The sequence below is a fragment of the Alcanivorax sp. HI0007 genome, from assembly GCF_001635525.1.
In the GTDB taxonomy this organism is placed as follows: Bacteria; Pseudomonadota; Gammaproteobacteria; order Pseudomonadales; family Alcanivoracaceae; genus Alcanivorax.
Window position 1 is genome coordinate 1 of record NZ_LWEJ01000236.1, and the last position, 26,011, is coordinate 26,011.

At 61.5% G+C, this 26,011-nt stretch carries 24 protein-coding genes, 1 rRNA gene and 1 pseudogene; 14 read left to right on the forward strand and 12 right to left on the reverse strand.

Annotated features, from left to right (window positions below):
• Positions 1 to 758: pseudogene (locus tag A3714_RS11300) on the reverse strand (RNA polymerase-binding protein DksA); the annotation flags it as partial.
• A gap of 189 nt (positions 759 to 947) precedes the next feature.
• Here A3714_RS11300 and A3714_RS11305 point away from each other — a divergent pair.
• Entirely contained in the window at positions 948 to 2,114 is a 1,167-nt protein-coding gene (locus A3714_RS11305) for an aminotransferase class I/II-fold pyridoxal phosphate-dependent enzyme (protein ID WP_231866158.1), read from the forward strand.
• On the forward strand, positions 2,111 to 2,830 hold the full coding sequence (gene sfsA / locus A3714_RS11310; RefSeq protein WP_062817057.1) for a DNA/RNA nuclease SfsA: 720 nt from the start codon (positions 2,111 to 2,113) through the stop codon (positions 2,828 to 2,830). Before A3714_RS11305 ends, sfsA begins: the two co-directional genes overlap by 4 nt.
• A 236-nt stretch (positions 2,831 to 3,066) precedes the next feature.
• Here sfsA and A3714_RS11315 read toward each other — a convergent pair whose 3' ends face one another.
• From A3714_RS11315 to A3714_RS11325, 3 genes are read right to left on the reverse strand one after another with little or no spacing between them, the layout of a single operon-like run.
• Positions 3,067 to 4,026, reverse strand: a complete 960-nt coding sequence (locus A3714_RS11315) for a serine/threonine protein kinase (protein ID WP_063508800.1) — start codon at positions 4,024 to 4,026, stop codon at positions 3,067 to 3,069.
• Positions 4,027 to 4,033: 7 nt separating this feature from the next.
• Positions 4,034 to 4,366, reverse strand: coding sequence for a Rieske (2Fe-2S) protein (locus A3714_RS11320; RefSeq protein WP_062817055.1), 333 nt, complete (start codon positions 4,364 to 4,366; stop codon positions 4,034 to 4,036).
• A gap of 4 nt (positions 4,367 to 4,370) precedes the next feature.
• Complete coding sequence (locus A3714_RS11325) at positions 4,371 to 5,375, reverse strand: adenosine kinase (RefSeq protein WP_063508801.1); 1,005 nt, start codon at positions 5,373 to 5,375, stop codon at positions 4,371 to 4,373.
• A gap of 270 nt (positions 5,376 to 5,645) precedes the next feature.
• Here A3714_RS11325 and mrcB point away from each other — a divergent pair, with 270 nt between their 5' ends.
• From mrcB to A3714_RS11345, 4 genes are all read left to right on the forward strand, one after another.
• The gene (mrcB, locus tag A3714_RS11330; protein ID WP_231867859.1) at positions 5,646 to 7,865 is read left to right on the forward strand and encodes a penicillin-binding protein 1B; all 2,220 of its coding nucleotides are present in this window, start codon (positions 5,646 to 5,648) and stop codon (positions 7,863 to 7,865) included.
• 125 nt (positions 7,866 to 7,990) lie between these two features.
• Entirely contained in the window at positions 7,991 to 8,443 is a 453-nt protein-coding gene (locus A3714_RS11335; RefSeq protein WP_231866156.1) for a tetratricopeptide repeat protein, read from the forward strand.
• Positions 8,440 to 8,907 (forward strand): Cys-tRNA(Pro) deacylase, encoded by a 468-nt coding sequence (gene ybaK, locus A3714_RS11340; RefSeq protein ID WP_063508451.1) that lies wholly within the window; start codon positions 8,440 to 8,442, stop codon positions 8,905 to 8,907. The genes A3714_RS11335 and ybaK overlap by 4 nt, the downstream gene beginning before the upstream one ends.
• Before the next feature lie 75 nt (positions 8,908 to 8,982).
• Positions 8,983 to 9,345: a glutaredoxin family protein gene (locus A3714_RS11345; RefSeq protein WP_160052771.1), complete on the forward strand. Its 363-nt coding sequence runs from the start codon at positions 8,983 to 8,985 to the stop codon at positions 9,343 to 9,345.
• Positions 9,346 to 9,393: 48 nt separating this feature from the next.
• On the opposite strand, the gene hemL is transcribed toward A3714_RS11345, so the two are convergent.
• The 6 genes from hemL to hemJ all read right to left on the reverse strand — a co-directional run bounded on the left by hemL (position 9,394) and on the right by hemJ (position 16,264).
• Entirely contained in the window at positions 9,394 to 10,674 is a 1,281-nt protein-coding gene (hemL, locus tag A3714_RS11350) for a glutamate-1-semialdehyde 2,1-aminomutase (protein WP_063508452.1), read from the reverse strand.
• 283 nt (positions 10,675 to 10,957) lie between these two features.
• Positions 10,958 to 11,407, reverse strand: a complete 450-nt coding sequence (locus tag A3714_RS11355; protein ID WP_063508453.1) for a DUF6174 domain-containing protein — start codon at positions 11,405 to 11,407, stop codon at positions 10,958 to 10,960.
• The gene (locus tag A3714_RS11360; RefSeq protein WP_063508454.1) at positions 11,401 to 14,199 is read right to left on the reverse strand and encodes a M12 family metallo-peptidase; all 2,799 of its coding nucleotides are present in this window, start codon (positions 14,197 to 14,199) and stop codon (positions 11,401 to 11,403) included. The genes A3714_RS11355 and A3714_RS11360 overlap by 7 nt, the downstream gene beginning before the upstream one ends.
• A 153-nt stretch (positions 14,200 to 14,352) precedes the next feature.
• Positions 14,353 to 14,994, reverse strand: coding sequence for a thiamine phosphate synthase (gene thiE / locus A3714_RS11365; RefSeq protein ID WP_063508455.1), 642 nt, complete (start codon positions 14,992 to 14,994; stop codon positions 14,353 to 14,355).
• The gene (locus tag A3714_RS11370) at positions 14,991 to 15,749 is read right to left on the reverse strand and encodes a hydroxymethylpyrimidine/phosphomethylpyrimidine kinase (RefSeq protein WP_063508456.1); all 759 of its coding nucleotides are present in this window, start codon (positions 15,747 to 15,749) and stop codon (positions 14,991 to 14,993) included. Before A3714_RS11370 ends, thiE begins: the two co-directional genes overlap by 4 nt.
• A 71-nt stretch (positions 15,750 to 15,820) precedes the next feature.
• Positions 15,821 to 16,264: a protoporphyrinogen oxidase HemJ gene (hemJ, locus tag A3714_RS11375; protein ID WP_062817188.1), complete on the reverse strand. Its 444-nt coding sequence runs from the start codon at positions 16,262 to 16,264 to the stop codon at positions 15,821 to 15,823.
• Between the two features lie 115 nt (positions 16,265 to 16,379).
• On the opposite strand from hemJ, the gene A3714_RS11380 reads away from it, so the two are divergent.
• From A3714_RS11380 to A3714_RS11405, 6 genes are all read left to right on the forward strand, one after another.
• A complete protein-coding gene (locus tag A3714_RS11380) occupies positions 16,380 to 17,798 on the forward strand; it encodes a chloride channel protein (RefSeq protein WP_063509744.1) in 1,419 nt (472 codons plus the stop codon).
• A gap of 84 nt (positions 17,799 to 17,882) precedes the next feature.
• On the forward strand, positions 17,883 to 18,932 hold the full coding sequence (gene argC / locus A3714_RS11385) for an N-acetyl-gamma-glutamyl-phosphate reductase (RefSeq protein WP_063509743.1): 1,050 nt from the start codon (positions 17,883 to 17,885) through the stop codon (positions 18,930 to 18,932).
• A 1-nt stretch (position 18,933) separates the two neighbouring features.
• Positions 18,934 to 19,659 carry a DUF6776 family protein gene (locus A3714_RS11390; protein ID WP_062817042.1) on the forward strand — a complete coding sequence of 242 codons (726 nt, stop codon included), beginning with the start codon at positions 18,934 to 18,936 and terminating at the stop codon, positions 19,657 to 19,659.
• Positions 19,660 to 19,668: 9 nt separating this feature from the next.
• Entirely contained in the window at positions 19,669 to 20,133 is a 465-nt protein-coding gene (locus A3714_RS11395; protein WP_062817041.1) for a polymer-forming cytoskeletal protein, read from the forward strand.
• Positions 20,134 to 20,224: 91 nt separating this feature from the next.
• The gene (gene erpA, locus A3714_RS11400; RefSeq protein ID WP_062817040.1) at positions 20,225 to 20,563 is read left to right on the forward strand and encodes an iron-sulfur cluster insertion protein ErpA; all 339 of its coding nucleotides are present in this window, start codon (positions 20,225 to 20,227) and stop codon (positions 20,561 to 20,563) included.
• Between the two features lie 221 nt (positions 20,564 to 20,784).
• Positions 20,785 to 21,288 (forward strand): phosphatase PAP2 family protein, encoded by a 504-nt coding sequence (locus A3714_RS11405; protein ID WP_062817039.1) that lies wholly within the window; start codon positions 20,785 to 20,787, stop codon positions 21,286 to 21,288.
• 199 nt (positions 21,289 to 21,487) lie between these two features.
• Here the strand turns inward: A3714_RS11405 and A3714_RS11410 are convergent, their stop codons facing one another.
• Both A3714_RS11410 and A3714_RS11415 read right to left on the reverse strand, forming a co-directional pair.
• On the reverse strand, positions 21,488 to 22,588 hold the full coding sequence (locus A3714_RS11410; RefSeq protein WP_063509742.1) for an anhydro-N-acetylmuramic acid kinase: 1,101 nt from the start codon (positions 22,586 to 22,588) through the stop codon (positions 21,488 to 21,490).
• Positions 22,578 to 23,894 (reverse strand): OapA family protein, encoded by a 1,317-nt coding sequence (locus A3714_RS11415; RefSeq protein ID WP_062817037.1) that lies wholly within the window; start codon positions 23,892 to 23,894, stop codon positions 22,578 to 22,580. Before A3714_RS11415 ends, A3714_RS11410 begins: the two co-directional genes overlap by 11 nt.
• Before the next feature lie 180 nt (positions 23,895 to 24,074).
• On the opposite strand from A3714_RS11415, the gene tyrS reads away from it, so the two are divergent.
• Both tyrS and A3714_RS11425 read left to right on the forward strand, forming a co-directional pair.
• The gene (gene tyrS, locus A3714_RS11420; RefSeq protein ID WP_062817036.1) at positions 24,075 to 25,274 is read left to right on the forward strand and encodes a tyrosine--tRNA ligase; all 1,200 of its coding nucleotides are present in this window, start codon (positions 24,075 to 24,077) and stop codon (positions 25,272 to 25,274) included.
• 307 nt (positions 25,275 to 25,581) lie between these two features.
• Positions 25,582 to 26,011, forward strand: a 16S ribosomal RNA gene (locus A3714_RS11425); the annotation flags it as partial.

Below are 26,011 nucleotides of genomic sequence, written 5' to 3' on the forward strand. Positions count from 1 at the left end.
CCATGCATTTGGGCCTGCGAGGAAGATGAGGCGGTTTTCTTTTTCACGTTTGCTTTTACCTGAGCAGAAGTGGTGGATCGGCTCGGCGAAGTCCCTTTGCCGGCAGTCGCGGTCCGTGCGTTACCGGTGTTCGATGCGTCTCTGGCAGCGGCCCGGGCCGCTGCGGATGCCTTCCCGGAGGTCGGCAGTTTTGTTCTAGGTGCAGCTGGTGCTGCTTTTTTGGCTGCCGGTTTCTTGGCAGCGGGCTTGCTGGCCTTCGCCGGCTTGGCGCTGGCAGCAGTGGATTGGGTTTTCGCGACGGCCTGTTTCGCCGCTGGCTTGCGCACTGCCTTTTGAGCGGCAGGCTTACTGGCCGGCGCTTTCACTGCGGCCTTTTTGGCCGGGGCTTTTGGGGTGGCTGTTTTCTTGGCTGCCGGTTTGGCGGCGATCGCTTTTTTGGCCGGTGCCGGTTTCTTGGCAACGGCTTTCTTGGGCGCTGCCTTCTTCACGGCGGCCTTCTTGGCCGGTGCCTTTTTGGTGGCTGGTTTGCTGGTGACTTTCTTTGCGGCCGCTTTTTTGGCTGGGGCCTTTTTGGCTGCAGGCTTTGCCGCCACCTTCTTCACCGTGGCTTTCTTGGCAGGGGCCTTCTTTGCAGCGGCCTTTTTGGCTGGTGCTTTGCGGGCAGCAGTGGATGAGGTGGCTTTTTTGCTGCTGGAAGCAGACCCGGTGGTTTGTTTTTTAGCCGCCTTTTTCGGGGCTTTCTTTTTGCCGGTGGCCATTTTGATTAACTCCCTTAGCATCTTCTCGACTCTCTATCCTGTGCCACTATCCCTAGGGTCTGCTTGATATCACCAAGCACGGGCGTAATGTAATCTTTCGACCTTACCCCTTCCGGGTAAGTCTTGTCACCAGTTGGTGAAAATCTGGCCGATTATAGCCATGCCACCCCTATAGGAAAGAGGAATCTTGTGAGCACGCTGTCGCATTTCGCCAAACAGATCCCGCCTTTTCACGTAATGGCACTGCTGGAGCGAGCCCAGCAACTGGCCGCTCAGGGACACGATGTGATCCATCTGGAAGTGGGCGAGCCGGATTTTGAAACTCCGGCGCCGGTGCTGGAGGCCATTGCCGAGGCAACCCGTGAGCGAGGCACCGGCTACACGCCGGCGGCAGGATTGCCTGCTTTGCGCCAGGCCATAGCGGATGATTACCGGGACCGTTTTGCCGCTACCGTATTGCCGTCACAGATCGTGGTGACGCCAGGGGCTTCCGGTGCCCTGCAGCTGGCGCTGGCGGCGCTGATCAATCCCGGGGACGGTGTATTGCTGTGTGATCCGGGTTACCCCTGCAATCGCCAGTTTGTGAATCTGGTGGGGGGGCGGCCTCAGCCACTGGTCTTGAAGGCGGACAATCATTTCACGCTGACCCGCAACGACTTGCTGTCGGCCTGGCAGTCGAATACCCGCCTGGCCATGGTCGCCAGCCCGGATAACCCCACCGGCAACATGTTGTCGCTGGATACCCTGCAGGCCATGGCCGAAGGGGCCGTGGAGAAAGGGGGGCTGTTGCTGGTGGATGAAATCTATCAGGGGCTCTGTTACCGCGGGCCGGCGGAGTCGGTGCTGTCGCGTACCGATCAGGTGATTGTGATCAACAGCTTCAGCAAATACTTCTGCATGACCGGTTGGCGGCTGGGCTGGCTGGTGGCGCCGGAGCCGCTGGTGCCGGCCATTGAACGGTTGGCCCAGAACCTGTTTCTGGCACCGTCCACGCCAGCGCAGCACGGTGCCCTTGCCGCCTTGCAGGACCCGACGCTGACGATCCTGGAGCAGCGTCACCAGCTGTTTGCCCGTCGTCGCCAGTGCCTGCTCAATGGCCTGGCGCATCTCAAACTGCCGGTGGTGTCCAATGCCGACGGGGCGTTTTATGTGTATGTGGATGTGAGTGCCTGGACCGATGACAGCTTTGCCTTCTGTGCAGACCTGCTGGAAAAGGAAAAAGTGGCCATGACGCCGGGGCTGGATTTCGGTGCCGGCCATGACCCTCACCGTTATGTTCGTCTGGCCTATACCTGCGCCGAGTCCCGTCTAGTCGAAGCCCTGCACCGCTTGGGCCGTTACCTGGAGTCCCTGTGAAGTTTGATCCCCCCCTGGAGCGCGTCACCCTGCTGCGCCGCTACAAGCGGTTTATGGCCGATGTGGTGCGCGCCGATGGCAGCGAAATGACCGTGCATTGCCCGAATACCGGCTCCATGAAGCACTGCGTGCTGGGCGAGCCCCAACTGGCGCTGATCTCCGACAGCGGTAACCCCAAGCGCAAATATCGTCATACGCTGGAGGCGGTGCAGGTGGCTCACGGCCATTGGGCGGGGGTGAATACCAGTCGCCCCAATGCGCTGGTGGAGGAAGCCATTCGTGCCGGCGCTGTTACCGGGCTGAACCCCGGCAGCGGAGTGGAACGGGAAGTGAAATACGGTGACAGCCGCTTTGATCTGGCACTGGGAGAGCGCAGCGATCCCCATACCTTTGTGGAAGTGAAAAATGTCACGCTAGGCCCCGGGCCAAATGATCCGGATGACGGTGTCATTGCCTTCCCGGATTCGGTGACCGAGCGGGGCCAGAAGCATCTACTGACCCTCATGGAGGTGGTGGCGTCCGGCAAGCGGGCGGTGCTGTTTTTCTGTGTGCAGCACAGTGGGGCACAGGCCGCCCGGCCGGCGGATGAAATCGATGCCCGCTACGGGGTGCTGCTGCGGGAAGCGGTGGAGAAGGGGGTGGAGGTACTGGCGTGGAAGGTGGCGTTATCCGCCGATGGTTTTCGGCTGGAACACCCGTTGCCAATACAGTTGTAGGAGTTCCTCTCGAGGGACGAACCAGGTGCCAGCGTGGAAAGCACCTGCAAGGCCAGCAACGTCGTTTCTGTGAAACAGGGCGTCTCTAGAGTGACCTGGCAGCCCCTGCCTCGCCTTTTTCCTCGCCTGGGCTCGGCTTCGTCCCTCGAGAGGAACTCCTACAGCAGCGGCTTTAGAAGACACGGCGCCAACCCTATCGCGCCGCGAGCGGCGCTCCTACGGAAACGCGTTTTCCTCTACAACGGGGTCTGCAAATTGCGCAGTTGCTGCTGCAACAGTTCCGTCTGATCCCGCCAGTAACTCATGGATTCAAACCAGGGAAATGCCGGCGGGAAGGCCGGGTCGTCCCAGCGTCTGGCCAGCCAGGCGTCGTAGCAGATAATGCGCCGGGTGCGTAGCGGTTCGATCAGGGTCGTCTGTTGCCAGGGGAAGGGCAGGAAGGTGTCGTAGCCGCGGGCCAGCACCCGAAGCTGGTGTTGTTGTTCGTCCTGCTCGCCGGACAGCAGCATCCAGATGTCCTGCATGGCTGGCGCCCGCAAGCTGTCATCCAGATCCACGAAATGCGGTTTGTCGTCGCGCCACAGGATATTGCCGGTATGACAGTCGCCGTGCACGTTGAGTAGTGGAAATTCCACCTCGGCCAGGTGCTGTTCAATCTGTTCCAGCAGCTGGCCGCACACATCCCGATACTGACTGCGGTAATTCAGGTCCACCACGTCATTGATCAGGAAGGTGCTGGCGGCGCGAATGTCGGCCAGCGGGTCCATGGTGTGGCGGAGCTCATAGGGCCGATCGCTGCCGCAGGCATGCCAGCGGGCCAGGGTGCGACCAAGCTGTTCCAGATGGTTGTCGTTATCCAGCTCCGGCGCATGGCCGCCGGCTCTGCGGAATACCGCAAAGGCAAAGCCGTCGCAGTGAAACAGGGTGGTGCCGTTCTTTTCGATGGGTGCGACCACCGGCAGGTCCCGCGCCACCAGGAACAGGCTGAAGGCATGTTCTTCCAGGATCTGTTCATCGCTCCAGCGCTGTGGACGGTAGAACTTGACGATGACCGGCGGGCCCTCTTCCTGGCCCACCTGGTAGACCCGGTTCTCGAAACTGTTCAGCTGCAGCAGGCGACCGTCACTGAGGAAGCCGGCGGCGTCCACGGCGTCGAGCATGTAATCCGGGGTGAGGTCATCAAAGGGATGGCTCATAAGCGGCTCAGGCCGGCACCTCGACGGGGCCAAGCCACACCTCGTCACCACGCACTTCGAGGGGAACCGGGATCAGCTTGTCGCCACTGCAGGGGCCGGACAGGCAGTCGCCACTATCAATCTCGAACAGGGCGCCATGGTTGGCGCACATGATGAACTGGTTGTCACTGTCCATGAACTGGTCCGGCATGAAGTTCAGCTCGATGCCCAGGTGCGGGCACCAGTTGACGAAGGCACGTACCAGCCCATCGTGTTTCACCACGACCACGGGTTGGCCGTCTTTCTGGAATTCCCGCGCACTGTCGTCGGGAATGTCGGTCAGGTTGCAAACGTGTTCCATGTGATCACTTACCTAAAATATCTTGGCGAATCTGCTGGTGGGTCTCGGCGCTCAGGCGCGGGCCGAATTCTGTCACCAGGCGGGCGGCGGCAGCAGCAGCGAGGTTGCCGGCGGTAACAAAATCATGGCCATGGGTGATGGCATACAGAAAGGCCCCGGCAAACATGTCGCCGGCACCATTGCTGTCGATGGCTTTCACCGGCAAGGGCGCGATTCGATGCGCCTCCTCACCGTCCCATACCAGGGCGCCGTCGGCGCCCAGGGTGATGACGGCGGAGCGGCAGACGCTCTTGAGTTTTTCCAGGGCGGCCTCGGGGCTGTCGGTATCCGTGTAGCTGGTGGCTTCCGCGTCGTTGCAGAACAGCAGGTCCACGCCGTCGCCCAGCATCTCGGACAGGCCGTCCTTGAAGAACTGCACCATGGCCGGATCGGAGAATGTCAGTGAGGTTTTGACACCGTGCTTTTCTGCCAGCTGGCGTAGTTTGATGGCTGCCGCCCGGGAGCTGTCACCACTGACCAGGTAACCTTCCAGATAGACATAGTGGCTGGCGGCAATGGCGGCTTCGTCCAGTTCTGCCTCGGACACCTGGCTGGAAATGCCCAGGAAAGTATTCATGGTACGCTCTGCGTCCGGGGTCAGCATGACCAGACACTTGCCGGATATGCCGCGGTCGCGGTTGCCGTTCATGTTGGTGTCCACGCCGGCGGCGGTCAGATCGTTGACGAAGATATCGCCGGTGGCATCGTCGGCAACCTTGCAGGCGTAATAGCCATTACCGCCGAAATAGCGGGTGGCCACCACGGTGTTGCAGGCAGAGCCGCCACTGGTTTGCTTGTGAGGCTCGGCTTCGTCTGCCAGGGCGGCAATCAGTTCTGCCTGGCGGGCCTCGTCCACCAGTGTCATCAGGCCCTTGCCCACATCCATGCGCTCAAGAAAGGCGTCGCTGACCTCGATCTCCGTGTCCACCAGGGCGTTGCCGAGGGCATAAACGTCGTATTTTTTCGTCATGGATGCTCCGTGTTCTGATTCAGAAAAGGCAAGGCGGCTATTATGGGCGCCCCAGGTCCGGTTGCAAAATTTACTCAAATTCCCGTGAAGGGAACGGATACGTCCCGACAGACTCATAAAACACTCACACTTTTCTCTATACTCCGGCCCATGGCAAAAAAAGCGAAGAAGTCCCCCGCGCGATCGCGGCGGCAACCAAATCGGAAAAAACGCAGCAACGGCGCGCAGCGTCGCTGGTTCAGCTGGCCCTTTGTGGGCAAGGTGGCGCTGGTGTCACTGGTGCTGGGGGCCGCCGGGCTGGCGTATCTGGATGCGCTGGTCCGTGAGCGTTTTGATGCCCATGTCTGGCAACTGCCGGCCCGGGTCTATGCCCGGCCAGTGGAGCTCTATGAAGGCCGGGTGCTGTCCCGCGAGGATATGCTCAAGTTACTGGACCTGATGCGCTACCGGCGCGACTCACGGGCGTCCACCCCCGGGAGCTATGCGGTGCAGGGCAGCAGTCTGTTACTGCATACCCGCGGTTTCAGTGACAGTGATGGCGGGGAGAAGGCCGAACGTATCCGGCTGAGCCTGTCTGGCGGGCAGATACGATCTCTGGAGGCCGGCGGCGACCGTCTGGCCCGTCTCGAACCCCTGCAGATTGGCAGTATTCACCCCCAACACGCGGAAGACCGGGTGCTGGTGCCGCTGGACAAGGTGCCGCCCTTGTTGGTGGACATGCTGATTGCCACGGAGGATCAGGCGTTCTATGACCACCATGGTATTTCCTTGCGTGGTCTGGCCCGGGCCATGCTGGCCAACATCAAGGCCGGTCGGCTGGTACAGGGTGGCAGCACCCTGACACAGCAGCTGGTGAAGAATTTCTGGCTCACCTCCGAGCGCACCTTGTCGCGCAAGCTGCTGGAAATGCCCATGGCCATGTTGCTGGAGCTGCATTACAGCAAGGAGCAGATTCTTGAGGCCTACCTGAACGAGGTGTACCTGGGTCAGGACGGTGCCCGTGCCATTCATGGTATGGGGCTGGGCGCCCAGTTCCTGTTCGGGCGCCCGCTGGAAGAGCTGGAGCCTCATCACCTGGCCACGTTGGTCGCCCTGCTCAAGGGGCCCAGCTGGTATGACCCGCGCCGTCACCCGGAACGTTCCCTGGATCGCCGCAACACGGTATTGAAAGTGGCCATGGACGAGGGCGCCTTGTCGAAAGCGGATTACGACAAGTACAGCAACCGTTCGCTGGAAGTGGTCCCCCGCGGTGCCTCGGCGCTGTATGCGTTTCCTGCCTTTATTGATCTGGTGCGTCGCCAGCTGGCCAGGGATTACCCGCCGGAGGTGCTCAGCGATGAGGGGCTGCGTATTCACTCCACTCTGGATGTGCTGGCACAGCTGGCGGCGGAGGGCGCCCTCCGTGACCACCTGAACCGTCGCGATCCTGACGAGAGCAAAAAACTGAATGGCGCCGTGGTCGTGGTGGCCCCGGCCCAGGGGGATGTGCTGGCCCTGGTCAGCAATCGCAGCTCCCGGGAGGCGGGTTTCAACCGTGCCCTGGATGCCCAGCGTCCCATCGGATCGCTGGCCAAGCCGGCGGTGGTGTTGTCGGCGGTGAGTCAGCCCAAGCAATGGTCCCTGGCGACCCAGGTGGAAGATGGGCCTGTGCAAGTGACGCTGCCCAACGGCACCACCTGGTCACCGCAAAACTTCGACAACCAGTCCAGGGGTGCCATGCCGGTGGTGGATGTGCTCACCTACTCCCGTAATCAGGGCACGGCCCGGCTTGGGCTGGATGTGGGCCTGGACAGGGTGGCTGACACCATGAAGACCCTGGGAGTGACCCGCAATATTCCCCTCTACCCCAGCATTCTTCTGGGGAGTCTGGAGCTGACCCCGTTCGAGGTGGCGATGATGTATCAGCCGCTGTCCACCGGGGGCTTCAGTACCCGCCTGCGTTCCATCACCGATGTGCTCGACAAGGAAGCCAAGCCGCTGGCCCGCTACCCGGTCAATACCGATGAGGTGGTGGACGCCGGGCCGGCTTTCCTGACCCAATGGGCCATGCAGCAGGTGGTCGAGAAGGGGACCGGGCGTGCCGCCCGGGCGTCGCTGCCTGAAGCGCTCAAGGTGGCCGGCAAGACCGGCACCAGTAATGATTTTCGTGATGCCTGGTTTGCCGGTTTTTCCGCCAACCATCTGGCGGTAGTCTGGGTGGGTCGGGACGATAACCGCAATGCGGGCATTACCGGGTCCAGTGGTGCCTTGCCGGTCTGGGCGCAGTTGATGGGCAAACTTCCCCAGCGCAGCCTGTCACAAACTCCGCCCGCCGGCGTGGAGTGGGTGTGGATGAACCCGGACGGTCGCCGCACCAGTGCCGAGGGCTGCAGCGACGCCCGCCGCTATCCCATGCTGGAAGTCTCGATTCCCCAGGAAAGCGACGGCTGCGGGAAGGTGAAGGAGACCGGCAAGGGCATCAAGGGCTGGTTCAAGGGGCTGTTTGACTAGTGACGGTTAACCGATCCCGGGGACAACGCGAATTTCACCGGGCATGCCTCGTTTTCTGAGGGGTTGCCCGCCGCCGCAACGCGCGATCAAAGTGGCGCGTTTCAGGGATGTTGAGGATGTGGACAGTGAAAAGACTTATTCAACTGGTGTTGATCAGTGTGGTGCTGGCAGGGTGCGCGGTTCGGCCCGCGGTTGAGGAACCGGCGGAACCGATGACCGCCAGCCAGGAACTGGAAGGCTCGCCGGCACTGGGGTTGTTGAGCCGGGCGGAACAAGCCCGTCAGCAGGGCCAGACATCGGTGGCGGAGCGTTATCTGGAGCGGGCTCTCAATATCGCCCCGGATTCATCCTGGCTGTACAAAGAGCTGGCAGGCCTGCGGCTTTCCGAGGGCGATCCCCGGGGGGCGGAAGGCTTCGCACTAAAGGCGTTGCGTCTGGCCCCGGACCATGATGACTACCGCGCCGGCTTGTGGGACCTGGTAGCCACTGCCCGGGACCGCCAGGGCGACAAGGCGGGGGCCCGCCAGGCCCGCGACAAGGCCGGGGAACTGCGCAATCCGAAGGCCAGGCCGGTATGACACCCGCCGTAGAGGCGGCAAAACAGGCCGGCATGCCTTTTCAGGTGTACCGCTATGAGCATGATCCCAAGGCCGAAAGCTACGGACTGGAGGCGGCGGAAGCCCTGCAGCTCCCTGCGGAAAAAGTCTTCAAGACACTGCTGACCCTGGTGGATGCACAGCCGGTGGTCGCCATGGTGCCAGTGGCCCATCAGCTGGACCTGAAATTTCTCGCCATGGCCCATGGCGGCAAGAAAGCCGCCATGTGTCCAGTGGACAGGGCACAACGGCTCACTGGCTATGTGCTAGGCGGCATCAGCCCGCTGGGGCAGAAGAAGCGGCTGCCGTTGTACCTGGACAGCAGCGCCAATGGACAGGACAGGATATTCATGAGTGCCGGGCGGCGGGGGCTGGAAATCGCCATGGCACCGGCGGATCTGCTGGTGTTGACCGGGGGGCATAGCGCGCCATTGGTTCGGGTTTGACGGGCCGCGCGGTGTGGTCGGGCACGGCCGGGTGGTGGAAGAATCGGGTTACGGATGACAGTTGGGGGATGGACGATGGGAAAAATGGTGGTGTTGGTGGGGGTGCTGGTCCTTTTGCTGGTGCAGTTCCGGGGAGAATTGCGTGAGGCCATGGGGCTGCCTGCCGAACCGGGTATGGCGATGCCTGCCACACTGGCGGCGACCAACCGTCAGCCGGATCTGATTATGTATTCCACGCCAACCTGTGGGGTGTGCCGGCAGGCCCGACGTTATTTTTCTGAACGTGGCATTGCCTATGAAGAGCGGGATGTGACACGCAATTCCCGTTACGAAGAGGAATGGCGTCGTCATGGGGGGCGCGGTGTGCCGTTGTTCCTGATTAACGGCACACCGTTCTCCGGGTTTAATCCGCAGGTCATGGACCAGCGTCTACGCTAGCGTGCCTGCGGGCTGGCAGCTCGCCGACACGTGTGAGTCGCGGTGTGGTTATACCGTCGCAAACGCCTTGCGGGCCGCGGCAATGGTGGCCGCGATATCTTCATCGCTATGGGCAGCTGACACAAAGCCTGCCTCAAAGGCGCTGGGGGCCAGGTAGATGCCTTGGTCCAGCATGGCATGGAAGAAGCGGTTGAAGCGTTCGCTGTCGCAGGCCATCACGTCTGCAAAGCCGCTGATGCGACTCTGATCCGTGAAAAACACGCCGAACATGGCCCCCGCTTGCGCGGTGGTGAAGGCGACCCCCTCCGCATGGGCGGCTTCGGTCAGGCCGTCCAGCAGGCGGGTGGTCTTTTCGGCCAGGGCGTCATGGAAGCCGGGTTCACTGAGCAGGTTCAGGGTGGTCAGCCCGGCGGCCATGGCCACCGGGTTACCGGACAGGGTGCCGGCCTGGTAGACCGGACCCAGCGGCGCCAGGTGTTCCATGATGGCTTTCTTGCCGCCGAAGGCGCCCACCGGCATGCCGCCACCGATGATTTTGCCCAGGGTGGTCATGTCCGGAGTCACGTCATAGAGCGCCTGGGCGCCGCCCAGGGCGACCCGGAAACCGGTCATCACCTCGTCGAAGATCAACACGGAGCCATGGTCGTCACAGTACTGGCGCAGGGCCTGCAGGAATGCCTTGGTGGGGGGCACGCAATTCATGTTGCCGGCTACCGGCTCGACGATGACGGCGGCAATCTGGTCGCCGTATTCCTGGAAGGCCGTCTCCACACTGGCGGCATCATTGTAGTCCATTACCAGGGTGTCACCGGTGACGGCGGCGGGCACACCGGGGGAGCCGGGGATGCCCATGGCGCCGGAACCGGCTTTTACCAGCAAGCTGTCCACATGGCCGTGGTAGCAACCCTCGAATTTGACGATCTTGTCGCGGCCGGTGTAGCCCCGGGCCAGGCGGATGGCACTCATGGTGGCTTCGGTGCCGGAGTTGACCATGCGCACCATGTCCATGGAGGGCACCAGTTCGCAGACCTTGTCCGCCATGGCCACTTCGGTGGCGGTGGGGGCGCCAAAGCTGAGGCCGTTCTGTACGGCGGCCTGCACGGCGGCAATCACCTGAGGATGGTTATGACCCAGAATCATTGGCCCCCAGGAACCCACATAGTCGATGTAGCGATTGTCGTCTTCATCGTACAGGTAGGCGCCGCTGGCGGAATGGAAAAACACCGGGGTGCCGCCAACGCCCTTGAAGGCGCGCACCGGGGAGTTAACACCGCCGGGAATATGTTTCTGTGCCTGACGGAAAAGCTGTTCAGAGTGCTTGCGGCTCATGGTGTGTCCTCTTGCTTTGGCTGTTGGCGACGCCTGGCATCGCAGGCCGCGCGGGCGGCGGTGTGCACCGGGGCGCACACTGGAAATTACGGTTGATGGTGTCGCTGGAGCATGAAGGGCCCATGACAGGGTCTGGGCCAGGTTCAGGCGTTTTCATTCCGAGCCGGGGATGTTGGCGCAGCGAACGATTACCGAACTTTCCACATGGGTTACCCGGATCCGCCACGGGAAAGTGGCGGCATTATGAGGGGTGAGTGGCGGCTTGGCCAGAGAAGGGGCGGGTTTAGGGTCTGGCCGCTGCCGGTACCAGGTTCTCGATCCAGTACTGCTGCTCGTCATCGGCCATGCGCGGATCGAAATCCAGTCGGATATGGCGGGGGTAACCCTGTTGCGGGTGGTAGTCCACGTCCACCTGGTGCCAGCCCTTGCGCTGTTTTTCCTCTATCAGGTCAAACCACGCTTCCACGGTGCGGGCCAGAGGGGCCCGCGCGGCATGGTCGGGGCTGTCCAGTCTGGCCTGTTGGCCGTTGACCAGAACAGTGGCGGGGAGCAGGGCCTGTTGGCCGCAGTAACACTGCTGGCGGACCTGGTAGCGGTAATGCTGCAGGCCTAGGTCGACCCAGCGTTGTCGGGCCTGAGTCAAAGGATCGCTTGCCCTGTCCTTGCTGCCCACCTGGCAGGCGCATAGCAAGGTTGCCAGCAGCAGCGCCATCAGCGGTTTCAGGCTCAGCATGGGGCAGCGCCTCTACGACGCCGCAGCACCAGCAGTGCCAGCAGGCCGGTCAGGAAGCCTGCGCTGCCGCCATCATCATTGAAATCCTGTGGCGGCGTGCTGTCATCGAAGGTGTTGTCATCGCCGGTTGGGGTGATCTCGTTGTTCAGGGTGATCGTCGCCATTGCCGAAGGCGTAGAGGGGCCTGCGCTGTTCAGGCTGGAAACCCGGTAGCGATAACGATTGCCCAAGGTGACTCGGGTATCGGTATAGCGGGTGCTGTTGGCATTCAGCTCAGCGATGGCCTGCCAGGCCAGCCAGGTGTCGCCGTCCTGGCGCTGGCGCTCGATGCGGAAGCCGAATTCATTGTCGGCATTATCCTGCCACTGCAATACCACGGCACTGTTCTGGCGCTGTGCCTGCAGGTTGTCAGGGGCGGCCGGTACCCGTTCGAAGAGCTGCTCGGCGCTGTTACTGAGCGGCGAGGAGCCCACGGCATTGAAGGCCTGCACCTGATAACGATATAGCGTTCCGGCGATGACAGAGCTGTCATCGTGGCGGGTCTGGTTGCTGCCCAGCTCGACGAGGCTCTGCCATTCACTCCAGGTCTGCCCGTTGAATTGCTGGCGCAGAATCCGGAAGCCGGTTTCGTTGTCGGCCTGGTCCTGCCAGGTCAGGCGGAGGGCGTTTTCCAGCAGGCGGCTGGTCAGGTTGGAGGGCGCTTCGGGCCGGGAGCCAAACTGGATCTCGGCCAGATTGGAGGGCGCTGAAGCCAGCGTGGCGTTATGGGCAATGACGCGGTACTGGTAGCGCTCGCCGAGCACAGCGGTGCTGTCCAGATATTGCACACTGTCCGTGGCCAGGTCTTCCACAAGAGGGGTCCAGCTTGTCCAGCTGCCATTGTTGTCCCGGCGGCGCTGGACTTCGTAGCGCTGCTCATTGTCTGCCTGGTCGTTCCAGCTCAACTGGATACCGCCTTGCGCCAAGGCGGTGGTCAGGTTGGCCGGGGCAGCCGGTGTGCCCTCTACCCTGATGCTGACGACGTTTGAGCTGTCGCCGGTGATGTCGTTGCCTTCGGCAATGACGCGGTATTGATAGTTGAGATCAGTGTCGATGCCGGTGTCGATATGGGTCTCGCTATTGGCCGGCAGGCTGACCAGCAGCGCCCAGCTGCCGTCGTTGCTGGCGCGCTCGACCCGGTACCCGGTTTCGGTAAACGCCCGGTCGGTCCAGGTCAGGGTCACCTGTGGCGGCGCCTGCTGGACCTGGGCCTGCAGGTCGTTCGGCTGACTGGAGACAATGTCATAGGTCAGAGGGGTGCTCAGTTGGTCGTTACCGGGAAGGATGTCCTTCACTTCGCTGCCAATGATCGTGGCTGTCTGTGTCAGGAGAGCGTCAGCCGGGGTGGTGCTGATGATGCCTAGTGTCAGGCTGGCAGGGGCGAAGGGCGGTGTCAGAGAGCAGCTATAGCTGCGCTGATCCGGGGCAATGCTGCAGTCACCATCCGGCAGGGTCAGTTGCTCGATCCGGGCATTGCTGAGATTCCCCTGCAGCTGGATTTGGTCTGGCGCTCGTGAGGCTTGCTGGTAGTCCAGGGTAAAGGCCAGGGCCAGGGTGGTGCCGGTGCTGTTATCAAAGCGCTCCGGGTTGGCGCTGTCAGCGCTGAATCCTGCATCCACCGGGTAGTTGAAGCAGGCATCGTGGTTGCTGAGGCTGTCGACCTTGGCCGTCATCTGGGTTACCGAGCAACGGGAAAAGCCGGTGGCGCTGGGGTCGGCAAAGCTGGACATGATATGGCCGTTGCCGCAGTAACGCTCCGGGTTGTCGACCTGGTCGGCTTCCACATTGTCGTGGTTGGCGCCGAAGTTATGGCCGATCTCATGGGCCATGACGATGGCCGTCAGGGGAATGTTGACGTACTCCTGGGTGACGCCGGTGGCGTAGCCATTGGTATTACAGAGGGTGCCCACATAGGCAAGGCCGACCGTGGAACCATCGAATTCACGACCGGACAGCAGTTCCATCAGCGGGCTCGCCGTGCTGGTGTCGGCGAAGGAAAAGCCGTGGTACTTCTCACGCAGATCCACCAGCAATTCATTGGCGCTGGTGGACTCCAGCAGCAGCTCCTCACTGGGAAATTCCACATGCAGGTTGTCGAACACCATGTTCAGATCATTGCGGTAGAAACCGTCGATGATGTTGAGCAGTTCCACCACCTTGTCCTGATAGGTATCCGGGTGCTTCTGTTGAAACAGATGGTCGACGATCAGGTATTTCTCGGGCAACAGACAGACACCGTCAACCTGATCGGTGCACATCTCTTCCAGGGTGGCCGCGGCAATGTGGTACTCGCTTGAACGCGCGCTGGCGCCTTCCCGGGTTGGCAGTTCCAGGGAGCTGTGGGTGCCATTGCCTACGCCGCAGGTGCCGGGCGCATGCAGGCTTTGCAGGGAACGGGCCACGGGGAGGTTGTGCTCGTGGCTGAAGGTGGTGCTATCGATAATGTGCATTTCGCCATGCAGCGAGACTACCCCGGACCAGCGATCATCCAGCCGTGACAGGCGCACCCAGCTGTCCGGCACCTGTTCCAGTGTGCCGCTGTAGTGTTCGCCCCTGAGGAGTTGCCGATCCGCGTCGGACATACCGATACGGGCGGGGCTGGGTGCCAGAACGGCCCGGTAACGGCTGCCATCGATAAACACGTCGGTGCTGGTTTGAGCGGATGCAGCGATTCCCTGGCTGGCGGGGATAAGCAGTGCGGCCAGCAGCAGGCCGCGCCACCGGGCCAGCGGTCGGCGAAAACGGGATGACATAGGTGATTCTCCCCCTTACTGGGTTTTTCGTATTTTTTATCTGGCTATTTCGGTGTAGTTGTTGCGGGGGATTTTGCGTCCCTGCGGGCGGGTATGTTGTGCGGCGGATCCCATTCCTGGCGATCTGGACGGGCGTACAGGGAAAGTCTTTGCTCAGCCGGTCACAAACAGGGCTGCCAGCCGACGGGCAGCCTGTTCAACGTGCTCCGGTGCCGGGCTGGAAAACAGGGCATGGATCACTGCCAGGGCGTCGGCACCTTGCTCCAGAAGGCGGCCACCGTTCTCCGCATCAATGCCGCCGATGGCGACCAGTGGAATGGCCAGCCGCTTGCGAGCCTGCTGGAGGATAGCGGAATCCGCAGGCGGGGCCTGTGGCTTGGTGCGAGAGGGGAAGAAGCGGCCGAAGGCCACGTAGTCGGCGCCGGCTTCAGCGGCCTGCTCGGCCAGAATCAGGTCGCCATGACAGGTAACGCCGATAATTTTGCCGGGCCCGAGCCGTTGTCGCGCGCGGGCAATGCCACCGTCACTCTGGCCGATGTGGACACCGTCGGCCTCAATGTCTGCGGCCAGGGCCGGGTCGTCGTTGACCAGAAAGAGGGCGCCATATTGCCGGCACAGGGTTTGAAGCTGGCTGGCACGATGACGGCGTTGTGCCGGGGTGGCGGTCTTGTCCCGGTATTGCAGCAGGCGGGCGCCACCGCGCAGGGCAGCCTCTGCGGCGGGCAGTAATTGCCGATCGGGGATCAGGGCCGGGTCGGTGATGGCGTACAGGCCGTGGATTGCGGGGTGCTTCATCGCCGGTCTGGCACGTGCTGGCCATGGCCCGGGCGGAAGGCGTTGCGCAGGAAACGGTCCACATGGGCCTGGCCGTCTGCCACCGCATTGGCCAGGGATTCCCCATGGCCGCGCAGGCAGGCGATGGATGACGCCAGGGTGCAACCGGAGCCGTGATAGCTGTGGGGGAGACGCTCCCAGTTCCACTGTTGCTCGCCGTCGGCGCTGAACAGGTGGTTGGTGACCTGGTCGGTGTCGTCGTGGGTGCCGGTGATCAGGGTGGCGCGCCCGGTGCGTTTTACCAGCTCGCCGCCGCAGTCAGCGACAGACTGACGCCCGGTGAGTGCCTGGGCTTCGGGCAGGTTGGGGGTCATCACGTCGCAGAGAGGCGCCAGCTTTTCCAGCATGGCCTCCGCCAGGGATTCGCTGGCCAGGCTGCCGCCGGCTTCGGCGGCCAACACCGGGTCGAGAATCACGGGTACGCCGGGCAGTTGCTGCAACAGCTCGGCGATAAAGTCGATGATGGCCACGGAGCCGGTCATGCCGATTTTTACCGCCTGGAAGGAGTAATCCTCCAACAGGGTATCGGCCTGTTGGCGCAGCAGATCCACGTCGGTGAGGCGGAAACCGCGCACGTTCTGGCTGTTCTGCACGGTGAGCCCGGTGATCAGGGTGGAGGCAAAGCCACCCAGGGCGCGAATGGCTTCAATGTCCGCATGGATGCCGGCGCCCCCGGAAGGGTCGTGGCCAGCGATGACGAGAATATTGGGTTTCATAAAAAATGCCTGACGCGGCACGCCTGACGTGCGGGCGACCTTTTCGTCCGGCGTCAGGCGTTAAGCGTTTTTCAGAATGGTCGCACTACCGCCAATATAACAATGGCCACCAGCAGAAACACGGGGATCTCGTTGAAGATCCGGTAAAACTTGTCACTTTTGGTATTGGCGTCGGCGGCGAATTTTTTCAGGTAGGCCAGGCAGACGTGGTGATAGCCGATCAGCAGGAAGACCAGCGTCAGTTTGGCGTGCATCCAGCCGAAGCCTTTATAGGCTTCCCAGTTGGCCATCAGCATCCACAGGCCCAGCAACACGGTGACGATCATGCTGGGGTTCATGATGCCCCGGTACAGTTTGCGTTCCATCACCTTGAAGCGTTCCCGGCTGGCCGTGTCCTCTGCCATGGCGTGATAGACGAACAGGCGAGGCAGGTAAAAGATGGCGGCGAACCAGCAGATCACCGCGATCAGGTGAAAGGCTTTGATCCAGAGCAGGTGGTCCAGGGCGAACTGCATCATGATGTGGCAAGTCTCCGGGGTGGTGTGAGTGGAGGGATCGGGAGTCAGAGCGTAGACTATACCGACTTCCTGCCATTGTTTCGTCAACCAGCACTGATTGCCAAGGAGTCCCGTGAATAAGCGGCCACGCCACCGTCGTCTGATGCGTTACTACCTGTTTCGCACTCGCCGCGTGAGTCGTCGTCAGCTTGGCTCCTGGGAGGACTGGAAGCTGCGTGCGGTGTTCTGGATCGGCGCTGTGCTGGTGGGGTTGTTGGTGGTGGCGTTTGCCTGGGTGGCAGAACTGGCTTCGCACACCTTTAATCAGATCCACGAGCAGTCGCCGCTGTTGCCCGTGCTGATCACGCCTCTGGGCATGTTGCTGATCGTCTGGTTGATGCGACAGCTGGGCACCGAGTCCCAGGGCAGTGGCATCCCCCAGGTGTTGGTGGTGCTCAAGCAGCGTTACCACTGGCTGCGCCCCACCTTCCTCTCTCTGCGAGTTATCTTCGGCAAGTTCATTTTGACCTGTCTGGGGTTGCTGTGCGGTGCCAGTATCGGCCGTGAAGGGCCGAGTGTGCACATGGGCGCGGCAATGATGTATTCAGTGGGCAGGCTGGGGCGCCTGAATCAGAAATATGTGGATAATTCCCTGATTGTGGCCGGTGGTGCCGCCGGGGTATCGGCGGCGTTCAACGCCCCGCTGGCGGGGATCGTGTTTGCCATTGAAGAATTGTCCGGCTCCTTCGAGCAGCGCACCAGCGGTACCCTGATCCTGGCGATAATCCTGTCCGGTGTGGTGGTGCTGATGATCATGGGCCACTACAGTTTTTTCGGGCACCCCCAGGGCGCCCTGGATATTACCCGGGACTGGGCGGCGATTGGTGTCACCGGGCTGGTATGTGGTCTGTTCGGCGGCCTGTTCAGCCGGTTGCTGATCAAGGGCAGTCAGTTTCTTTCTCCCCATGCCAGGGCGCACCCCTACCGGGTAGTGTTGATGTGCGCGCTGGTACTGGTGTTGCTGGGGCTGCTGACCGGTGGCGCTACCTATGGCAGTGGCTACGAGCAGGCCAGTACCCTGCTGGACGGGGAGCACCCGGGCAACTGGAGCTTTGCCCTGGCCAAGATGTCCGCCACCCTGGTGTCGTACTTCACCGGTATCCCCGGCGGGTTGTTCTCACCAAGTCTGGCGGCCGGGGCCGGGTTCGGTAATGTGATCGGCAGCTTCTTTCCGGCGTCCTCGCTGGTCGGAATTACCCTGGTGGCCATGGCGGCTTTTCTTGCAGGTGTGATTCAGCGCCCCATTACTTCTTTTGTGATTGTCATGGAGTTGACCGGGAACCGGCACGACATCCTGCTGCCGCTGATGGCCGGGGCGTTTCTGGCAACAGCGGTGGCCAAGGTTGTCTGGGCCCGGCCGCTTTACGACTCCCTGGCCGAGCGGCTGTCGGATGGGCGCGGTATGGCGCTGGAGAAACCCCGGGAAAAAGGTGACGACGGGGGGACAGAACGGGCCGCGGGGAAGGAATCCGAGCGGCAATTACCCGGATAAGTTGCCGGTCCCGGGTGGCGCCCCTATCATGCGGGGTCATTTGTTAAATGCAGCAGTTCCCTGGTCAGCAGGGTGGAGAAAGATATGGCAGAGCCCCTCAAGGTTGGCGTAGTTGGTGGCACCGGATACACCGGGGTGGAGTTGTTGCGCTTGCTGGTCAACCACCCCCATGTGGCTCTGGATGTGATTACCTCCCGGGGCGAGGCGGGTATCGCTGTGGCAGACCTGTTTCCTTCCCTGCGCGGGCGTACCGATCTGGTGTTCAGCGAGCCGGATGTGAAACGGCTGTCGGCCTGTGATGTGGTGTTTTTTGCTACCCCCCACAATGTGGCCATGCGCATGATGCCGGAATTGATGGATGCCGGGGTCAGGGTGGTGGATCTGTCTGCGGATTTCCGGCTCCGTGACCATGAATTGTGGAGCGACTGGTACGGTGAGCCCCATGCCTGCCCGGAGTTGTTGGCGGACGCCGTCTACGGGTTGCCGGAAGTGAACCGGGAAAAGCTCCGTGATGCGCGGCTGGTGGCCTGTGCCGGGTGTTACCCCACGGCCATCCAGTTGGGGTATCTGCCATTGCTGGAAAACGGCTGGATCAATCCGGACCAGCTGATTGCCAACGCGGCCAGCGGTGCCAGCGGTGCCGGCAAGGGGGCCAAGGTGCCCATGCTGCTGGCGGAGGCCGGCGAAAGCTACAAGGCCTATGGGGCCAGCGGTCATCGCCACCTGCCGGAAATCGAGCAGGGCCTGGGCGATATCGCCGGTGGGTCGGTAAAGGCCACCTTTGTGCCGCACCTGATTCCCATGATTCGCGGTATCCACGCGACCCTGTATGGCCAACTGACCGCGCAATCGCCCTCCCTGGAGGAGATCCAGGCAGCTTATGAAGCCCGTTATGCCAACGAGCCCTTCGTGGACGTGATGCCCCTTGGCAGCCACCCGGAGACGCGCTTCGTGAAAGGCGCAAACACCTGCCGGATTGCCCTGCACCAGCCACGGGGCGAGAACGTGATTGTGGTGCTTTCGGTGATCGACAATCTGGTGAAGGGGGCCTCCGGCCAGGCGGTGCAGGCCATGAATATCATGTTCGGGTTGGATGAAGGGGCGGGACTGGCAGTCGTTCCGTTGATGCCCTGATATGGCGCGCAAACCGAAAAGCCGGGCGGGCATTGATGATGTGATGCTGATGCCGGTGAGCCCGTCCCGGCAGAAAAAACGCCGCCGCCTGTGGGCAGTGACCTTGCTGATCCTGGCGGTGATGTTGTTTGTCGGGGGCCTGTGGACGGGTAACAGTGGTGCCCTGGACACCTCTGCAGCGAACCAGCGCCTGCGCAGCGATCTGAAGACAGCCCGACGGGAGCTGGAAGCGGCGCGCAATGAGCTTGCCTTGTACCGAACCGATACCGAGGTGACCCGGGAGGCCCGGGAAACCCTGCGTCAGGAGATCAAATCCCTGCGCGATCAGGCCGCCGAGCTGGAAGAGGCGGTAGTGTTTTACAAGAGTGTGATGGCGCCAGGCGCCAGCGAAGGGCTGCAAATTGAAAAAATGGTGTTGCAGCCCGATGATGACAATGGTGTCTTCCGTTACAGATTGGTTCTGGTACAAGCGGGCGATAACCGTAATTATCTGTCCGGTGATATCAATCTGACTCTGCGCGGTACCCGCGACGGTGAGCCCTTTTCCCTGACGGGCACCGACTGGTTGGACGATAGCAGTGAGACGCGCTTCCGGTTTCGTTACTTCCAGGAGCTGAATGGCCGCTTTGAGGTACCGGAAGGCGTGGAGCTGGAAGCCATAGATGTAGAAGCTGAGAGCGGCGGCAGAAACCGTTACCAGACACAAAAAACCGTAAAATGGCAGTAGGAGAGACCCGTGCTTGGCCGAGACAAGAAATCTGCAACCGGCAGTTCATCCGGTTCGTCCCAGGATTACCGTAACCATACCCTGATTGCACCCAGTGCCACGGTCCGTGGTGATATTGAATTCACCGGCGGGTTGCATGTTCAGGGCACCGTGGAAGGCAATATCAATGTGGGCAAGGATGGTGGCCGTCTGATCATCGGCGAAAGCGGTGTGGTCAAGGGAGAGATTCAGGTCCCCCAGGTGATCATCAATGGTCGTGTGGAAGGGGATGTGCACGCCACTGAGAATCTGGAGTTGGCGGAAAAGGCCTCGGTGGAAGGCAATGTCTATTACCTGATGATCGAGATGGTCATGGGCGCGCGGGTCAATGGCAAGCTGGTCCGCCTGGATGACGAGCGCCGCAACCTGCCGGCACCGGATGCCACCGGCAAGAACGCCGGCAAGGCTTCTGGCAAGGAAGCCGTGGCCGAATAATTCTTGACTGTTTTAGTCGGGTACTGGAACATAATCAGCCCGTTGGCCTTTCTGGCCACGGGCCAATCCGTCACCCGTTGCAAGCGAGAGTATGACCGAAAACGCCCCGATCTCATTCACCGATGCCGCCGCCGCCAAGGTCAAGGAACTGCGTGACGACGAAGGCAATCCGCAACTGAAACTGCGCGTGTATATCACGGGGGGTGGCTGTGCCGGGTTTTCCTATGGCTTCACCTTCGATGAGGCCGTCAACGATGACGACACCATCGTTGAAAAGGATGGTGTCACCCTGCTGGTGGATGCCATGAGCATTCAGTACCTGGATGGCTCTCAGGTGGACTACGAGAAGGGATTGATGGGCTCGCGCTTTGTGGTCAGCAACCCCAACGCGGCTACTACCTGTGGCTGCGGTTCCTCGTTCTCCGTCTAGGAATACCTGGCTGCCTCTGTCGTAATCCCTCTTTGCCCAAAAGAAGCGAGTAACGAGCTACGAGTAGCGAAAGGCAAAGAGATGGGGTTGGGGTTCGAAACTCGCTTCTCGTCACTCGCTCCTGTCCTGCTGTCACAAAACCTTCACTGTTTGATCAACTTTTCGTCGTTTTTGCGGGGGAAACTACCCCCATGATGACGACTAAACCTACATTTCAACGAATGACTGCTGCTGACACCCGGGCCATGTGCTGGTTGCTTCAGCAGCCCCAGGCCGCCCGCCGGGCCCGGATGGCCCGTATGGTATCGCGGCTGGGTGATGGCCCCTTCTATGTGGCCCTGACGCTGCTGATCTGGTGGATGGATCGCCAGGGCGGCAGTGAGTTTGCCCTGACCGCCATGGCAGCGTACGCCCTGGAAGTGCCACTGTTTGTGTTGCTCAAGCATCTTATCAAGCGGCCACGACCGGCGGACGCACTGGAAAGTCTGTCTGCCTTCATCCAGCCCGCGGACCGTTTCAGTTTTCCCTCCGGACACACCGCTGCCGCCTTCGTGATGGCCTCGTTGCTATGCGTGTTCTACCCGCCGGTGATGCTGCTGGCGCTGGGCCTGGCGGTGATGGTCGGGCTGTCCCGGGTGCTGCTGGGTGTCCATTACCCCAGTGACATCCTCGCCGGCGCTACCCTGGGTGTCAGCTGTGCCATGCTGGGTCTCTGGCTGGTTTAGCCCTTCCTCTCGACGATCCTCTCCCCGCCCTGGTCCTGCGGCCGCACACTCTTCTGGCTTCTCCCGAAAAAAGAGCGGCGCCTGAGCCGCGAACGATCCGGCCTTTATCGCACGAAAATTGGCGGCTCATACCCGCGGGGCACAGAGAGCGCCGCTCCTATGGGGTATAGCGAGGTAATGGGGGTGGATTCTTCGCGTTTCAGGGCAAGGTGACCTGGCCCAGAATGGCTTCCCTCGAGGCCCCGGTGACCACCGGCGCATTGCCGTACTGTCCTTCCAGTCGGGCCCATGCCAGCCAGGCAAAGGCGGCGGCTTCCACCCAATCCGGGTGCAGGCCCTCGCTGTCCGTGCTGGCCACCGGTACGCCCAGGTAATGTCCAAGCCGCGCCAGTAGGTGGCGGTTATGGGCGCCGCCACCGCAGACCAGCAGTTGTTGCGGGGCGAAATCCGCCAGGGCATCGCTGATGCTACGGGCGGTCAGGTCGGCCAGGGTGGCCTGGACCTGTTGGGCGTCGTAGTGATCCGGCAGCTGTCGTGCCAACCATTCGCCATGGAAGTATTCGCGGCCGGTGCTCTTGGGGGGTGGCAGCCGGAAGTAGGGATCATCCAGCAGTTGTTCCAGCAGCGTCGGGTCTGGCTGGCCGCCAGCGGCCCAGTCCCCGTTGCGGTCGAACGGCTGCTGGTGGTGCTGGCGGATCCACAGGTCCATCAGCACATTGCCCGGGCCGGTATCAAAGCCGCCCAGCAAGGTGTCACCGTCCAGCAGCGTCACGTTGGCCATGCCGCCAATGTTGGCAATGGCGCGCCGCTGGCCAGTGCGGGCAAACAGTTGCCGGTGGAAAGGGGGCACCAGAGGAGCGCCCTGGCCGCCCAGGGCCATGTCCTTGTTGCGGAAGTTGCTGACCACGGGGATGCCGGTTTCCACCGCCAGGGTATCCGGGCAGCCCAGTTGCAGGCTGAAGCCGCCATCGCCCGGCCGGTGGCGTACGGTCTGGCCGTGACAGCCAATGGCACGAATCTGCTCTGGCTTCAGGCCGGTCTGTTCCAGCAAGGTCCGGCAGGCCTGTGCATAGCACAAAGAGAGTTGGCGACTGACAGCGCCGGCACGATCAATCTCATTGTCGCCGGGCTGGCAGAGGTCCAGCACTGCCTGCTGCAGGTCCGCGGGCAAGGGCAGGTTGAGCGTGGATTGCAGGGAAAATTCGCCGCTGCCAATCTGCACCAGCACCGCGTCGATGCCGTCCACGCTGGTGCCGGTCATCAGACCGATCAGGTAATCCCCGCGGGAATCAGAAGACATCGCTGCTGGCCAGGGTTGATGCTTCCGAGAACAGGGTCATCTGTGCCTTCAGGCGATTGGCGGCAATCAGGAACTCCGAGCGTTCATTGTCATTGATGCCCCGCGCCTTGGGCAGGGGAACGGTGAGCGGGTTGCGGTGCACGCCGTTGATGCGGAATTCATAGTGCAGGTGAGGGCCGGTGGCGAGCCCGGATGCTCCCACATAACCAATGGTTTGGCCCTGCTTGACCCGTTTCCCCACCCGGATGCCTTTGGCAAAGCCGCGCATGTGTGCGTAGAGCGTGGTGTAGATCTGCCCGTGTTTGAGAATGATCACGTTGCCATAGCCGCCTTTGACCCCGGCAAAGATGACCTTGCCATCCCCGGCGGCCTTGATCGGAGTGCCGGAGGGGGCGGCATAGTCGATGCCCTTGTGGGCGCGGATCCGGTTGAGCACAGGATGCTTGCGGCTCAGGTTGAAGCGGGAACTGATGCGGGAAAAGGCCACCGGCGTGCGGATGAACTCCTTGCGCATGGAGTCCCCCTTGATATCCAGGTATTCCACGTCGCCGGAACGGGTTTCGTAGCGGAAGGCAGTAAGATGCCGGTCCTGGTTCCAGAATTCGGCCATCAGGATGTCGCCCTCGCCGACTTTCTCACCGTCCAGATACAGCTCTTCATAGATGATCCGGAAGCGGTCGCCACGACGAATGTCGAGCACGAAATCCACGTCCCAGGCAAACAGGTTGGCCAGTTGCATTGTGAGTTTGTCGCTGATGCCCGCTGCGGCACCCGCCAGGAACAGGGAGTCGGTGATCTCGGCCTCGGCAAAGCGCGTTTGTTTCTGGTACTCACGCTGGCTCAGGCGGGTTTCCCAGCCGCCGCCTCTGAGGCGGGCGGTAAGGGTTTCCACTTTGGAGGGGTGGTACTGCACCCGGGTCAGCCTGTCGTCCTCCACGGTTACTTTCAGCGTTTCCCCGGGCCGGATCTTGGTCAGCCGTTTCAGTTTGTCGTCACTGTTGATCAGGGCAAAGACCTGGCCGGCACCCACTCCCAGCGGCTGCAGCAGCGATGACAGGCTGTCACCGGCTTGCACGGTCAGCGTCTGCCACTGGGGAGTGTCAGGGGCTGGTGGCTGGGGATCGGGTTTGCGGGCTGGTTTGGCTGGCAGGGTGATGGTCTTGGCCTGTTGGCGGGGCTCCTCCGGAGCACTGTCCGGACGAAGGGCGATAAGGATGACGCCGCCCAGCAAGGCCATGCTCAGCAGTAAATGGGTGCGAGGGAACTGGCGCACCAGTCTGCCAGCATAAGATAGGAGTTCTTTCATGGAGAATGTGGGGGACCTGGTTGGATAAAAACTCGGACGTACCCAGGGGGGAGGGCACGGCGAAAAACTGACCTGCAAAGATACCTGCCTTCTCTGGCCGCGTTCAAGTGCTACAATAGCCGGCTTTCTCGCAGGGGTTCTTTTCTGCGCAAACAGTACCCGGACAGTATAGAGGTAGGCATGGCCACGGTGGACGAACAACTGGCGCTCATTTCCCGCGGTGCGGATGAAATCATCCAGGAAGACGAATTGCGGGAAAAGCTGGCCTCCGGCCGGCCCCTGAGGATCAAGGCGGGCTTTGATCCCACGGCGCCGGATCTGCATCTGGGGCACACCGTGCTGATCAACAAGATGCGCCAGTTCCAGGAGCTGGGGCATGAGGTGATTTTCCTGATCGGGGATTTCACCGGCATGATCGGCGACCCCACCGGAAAAAGCGCCACCCGCCCTCCGCTGACCCGCGAGGATGTGCTGCGCAATGCGGAGACCTATAAAGAGCAGGTGTTCAAGGTTCTTGATCCGGCGAAAACCCGGGTGGTGTTCAATTCCGAATGGATGAATGAGGTGGGTGCTGCCGGCATGATCAAGCTGGCCGGGCAGTACACCGTGGCGCGGATGCTGGAGCGGGATGACTTTGACAAGCGTTACAAGGGCAATCAGTCCATTGCCATCCATGAATTCCTCTACCCGCTGGTACAGGGGTATGACTCTGTGGCCCTGGAGGCCGATGTGGAGCTGGGGGGGACTGACCAGAAGTTCAATCTGCTGATGGGGCGTACCTTGCAGAAGGCCTATGGCCAGCCCCCGCAGATCTGTCTGACCATGCCGATCCTGGAAGGGCTGGACGGGGTACAGAAGATGTCCAAGTCCCTGGGGAACTACGTGGGGGTCAGCGATGCGCCCGGGGAGATGTACCGCAAGCTGCTCTCTCTTCCCGACAGCCTCACCTGGCGTTATTATGAACTGCTCAGTGCCTGCTCCAACGAGCGAATCGAGGCACTGAAGGCGGAGGCGGAGTCGCTGGGCTCCCCGCAGGAGGCCAAAAAGGCGTTCGCCCTGGAGATGGTGGAGCGTTTCCATGGTGCCCAGGCTGCGGCCGCCGCGCCCAAATCCGCGGGCAATCAGATTGCCCTGGGCGAGATTCCGGACAATCTGCCGGAAGTCGAAGTGGTATTGGGCGAGCAGGACAGCATCCATATTCTGCCGCTGCTTCGTGAGGCAGGCCTGGTGCAGAACGGGAAGGCAGCCAAGGATGTTTTCGGTCGGGGTGCGGTTTACCTCGATGGCGCTCAGCTGACCGAGGAGCGCAGTTTCGCTCGCGGCGAGAGCCTTGTACTGCAGGCCGGCAAGAAGAAGATCGCCCGGGTGATCCTCAAATAGGCCCAAATCGATGGTTTTTCCGTCGGATTGAGCAGAAAATGAGCGGTCGAACGGTTTTTTGGAAAAAGTGCAAAAAAGGGTTTGACTCCCCCAGCGAAATCCCTAGAATGCGCACTCCTCGACGGGGCAACAACGCAACACGCCACGGACGAGACGCTCTTTAACAATCAGGCAAGCAAACGTGTGGGACCTGTTCGGGACGATGTCTTTACAGATAATCAGTTCTGAACGAGTCAACAAAGTTTTTGTTAATTCAGATGATGAACTGAGCATGGTTTAAGTGCGTAGGCACTTTAAACGCTTTTCTTAACTGAAGAGTTTGATCATGGCTCAGATTGAACGCTGGCGGCAGGCCTAACACATGCAAGTCGAGCGGAAACGATGGTAGCTTGCTACCAGGCGTCGAGCGGCGGACGGGTGAGTAACGCGTGAGAATCTGCCCATTTGTGGGGGATAACTCGGGGAAACTCGAGCTAATACCGCATAATCCCTACGGGGGAAAGCAGGGGACCTTCGGGCCTTGTGCAGATGGATGAGCTCGCGTCGGATTAGCTTGTTGGTGAGGTAAAGGCTCACCAAGGCGACGATCCGTAGCTGGTCTGAGAGGATGATCAGCAACACCGGGACTGAGACACGGCCCGGACTCCTACGGGAGGCAGCAGTGGGGAATCTTGGACAATGGGGGCAACCCTGATCCAGCCATGCCGCGTGTGTGAAGAAGGCCTTCGGGTTGTAAA

Coding starts and splice junctions, on each gene's coding strand:
- A3714_RS11370 (WP_063508456.1), bottom strand. CDS start 15,749: ATGAAACCCAATATTCTCGTCATCGCTGGCCACGACCCTTCCGGGGGC.
- A3714_RS11315 (WP_063508800.1), bottom strand. CDS start 4,026: ATGAGCCATCCCTTTGATGACCTCACCCCGGATTACATGCTCGACGCC.
- erpA (WP_062817040.1), top strand. CDS start 20,225: ATGACCGAAAACGCCCCGATCTCATTCACCGATGCCGCCGCCGCCAAG.
- A3714_RS11345 (WP_160052771.1), top strand. CDS start 8,983: ATGGGAAAAATGGTGGTGTTGGTGGGGGTGCTGGTCCTTTTGCTGGTG.
- hemL (WP_063508452.1), bottom strand. CDS start 10,674: ATGAGCCGCAAGCACTCTGAACAGCTTTTCCGTCAGGCACAGAAACAT.
- A3714_RS11415 (WP_062817037.1), bottom strand. CDS start 23,894: ATGAAAGAACTCCTATCTTATGCTGGCAGACTGGTGCGCCAGTTCCCT.
- tyrS (WP_062817036.1), top strand. CDS start 24,075: ATGGCCACGGTGGACGAACAACTGGCGCTCATTTCCCGCGGTGCGGAT.
- A3714_RS11405 (WP_062817039.1), top strand. CDS start 20,785: ATGACTGCTGCTGACACCCGGGCCATGTGCTGGTTGCTTCAGCAGCCC.
- A3714_RS11360 (WP_063508454.1), bottom strand. CDS start 14,199: ATGTCATCCCGTTTTCGCCGACCGCTGGCCCGGTGGCGCGGCCTGCTG.
- thiE (WP_063508455.1), bottom strand. CDS start 14,994: ATGAAGCACCCCGCAATCCACGGCCTGTACGCCATCACCGACCCGGCC.
- A3714_RS11325 (WP_063508801.1), bottom strand. CDS start 5,375: ATGACGAAAAAATACGACGTTTATGCCCTCGGCAACGCCCTGGTGGAC.
- argC (WP_063509743.1), top strand. CDS start 17,883: ATGGCAGAGCCCCTCAAGGTTGGCGTAGTTGGTGGCACCGGATACACC.
- A3714_RS11320 (WP_062817055.1), bottom strand. CDS start 4,366: ATGGAACACGTTTGCAACCTGACCGACATTCCCGACGACAGTGCGCGG.
- A3714_RS11355 (WP_063508453.1), bottom strand. CDS start 11,407: ATGCTGAGCCTGAAACCGCTGATGGCGCTGCTGCTGGCAACCTTGCTA.
- ybaK (WP_063508451.1), top strand. CDS start 8,440: ATGACACCCGCCGTAGAGGCGGCAAAACAGGCCGGCATGCCTTTTCAG.
- A3714_RS11410 (WP_063509742.1), bottom strand. CDS start 22,588: ATGTCTTCTGATTCCCGCGGGGATTACCTGATCGGTCTGATGACCGGC.
- A3714_RS11390 (WP_062817042.1), top strand. CDS start 18,934: ATGGCGCGCAAACCGAAAAGCCGGGCGGGCATTGATGATGTGATGCTG.
- hemJ (WP_062817188.1), bottom strand. CDS start 16,264: ATGCAGTTCGCCCTGGACCACCTGCTCTGGATCAAAGCCTTTCACCTG.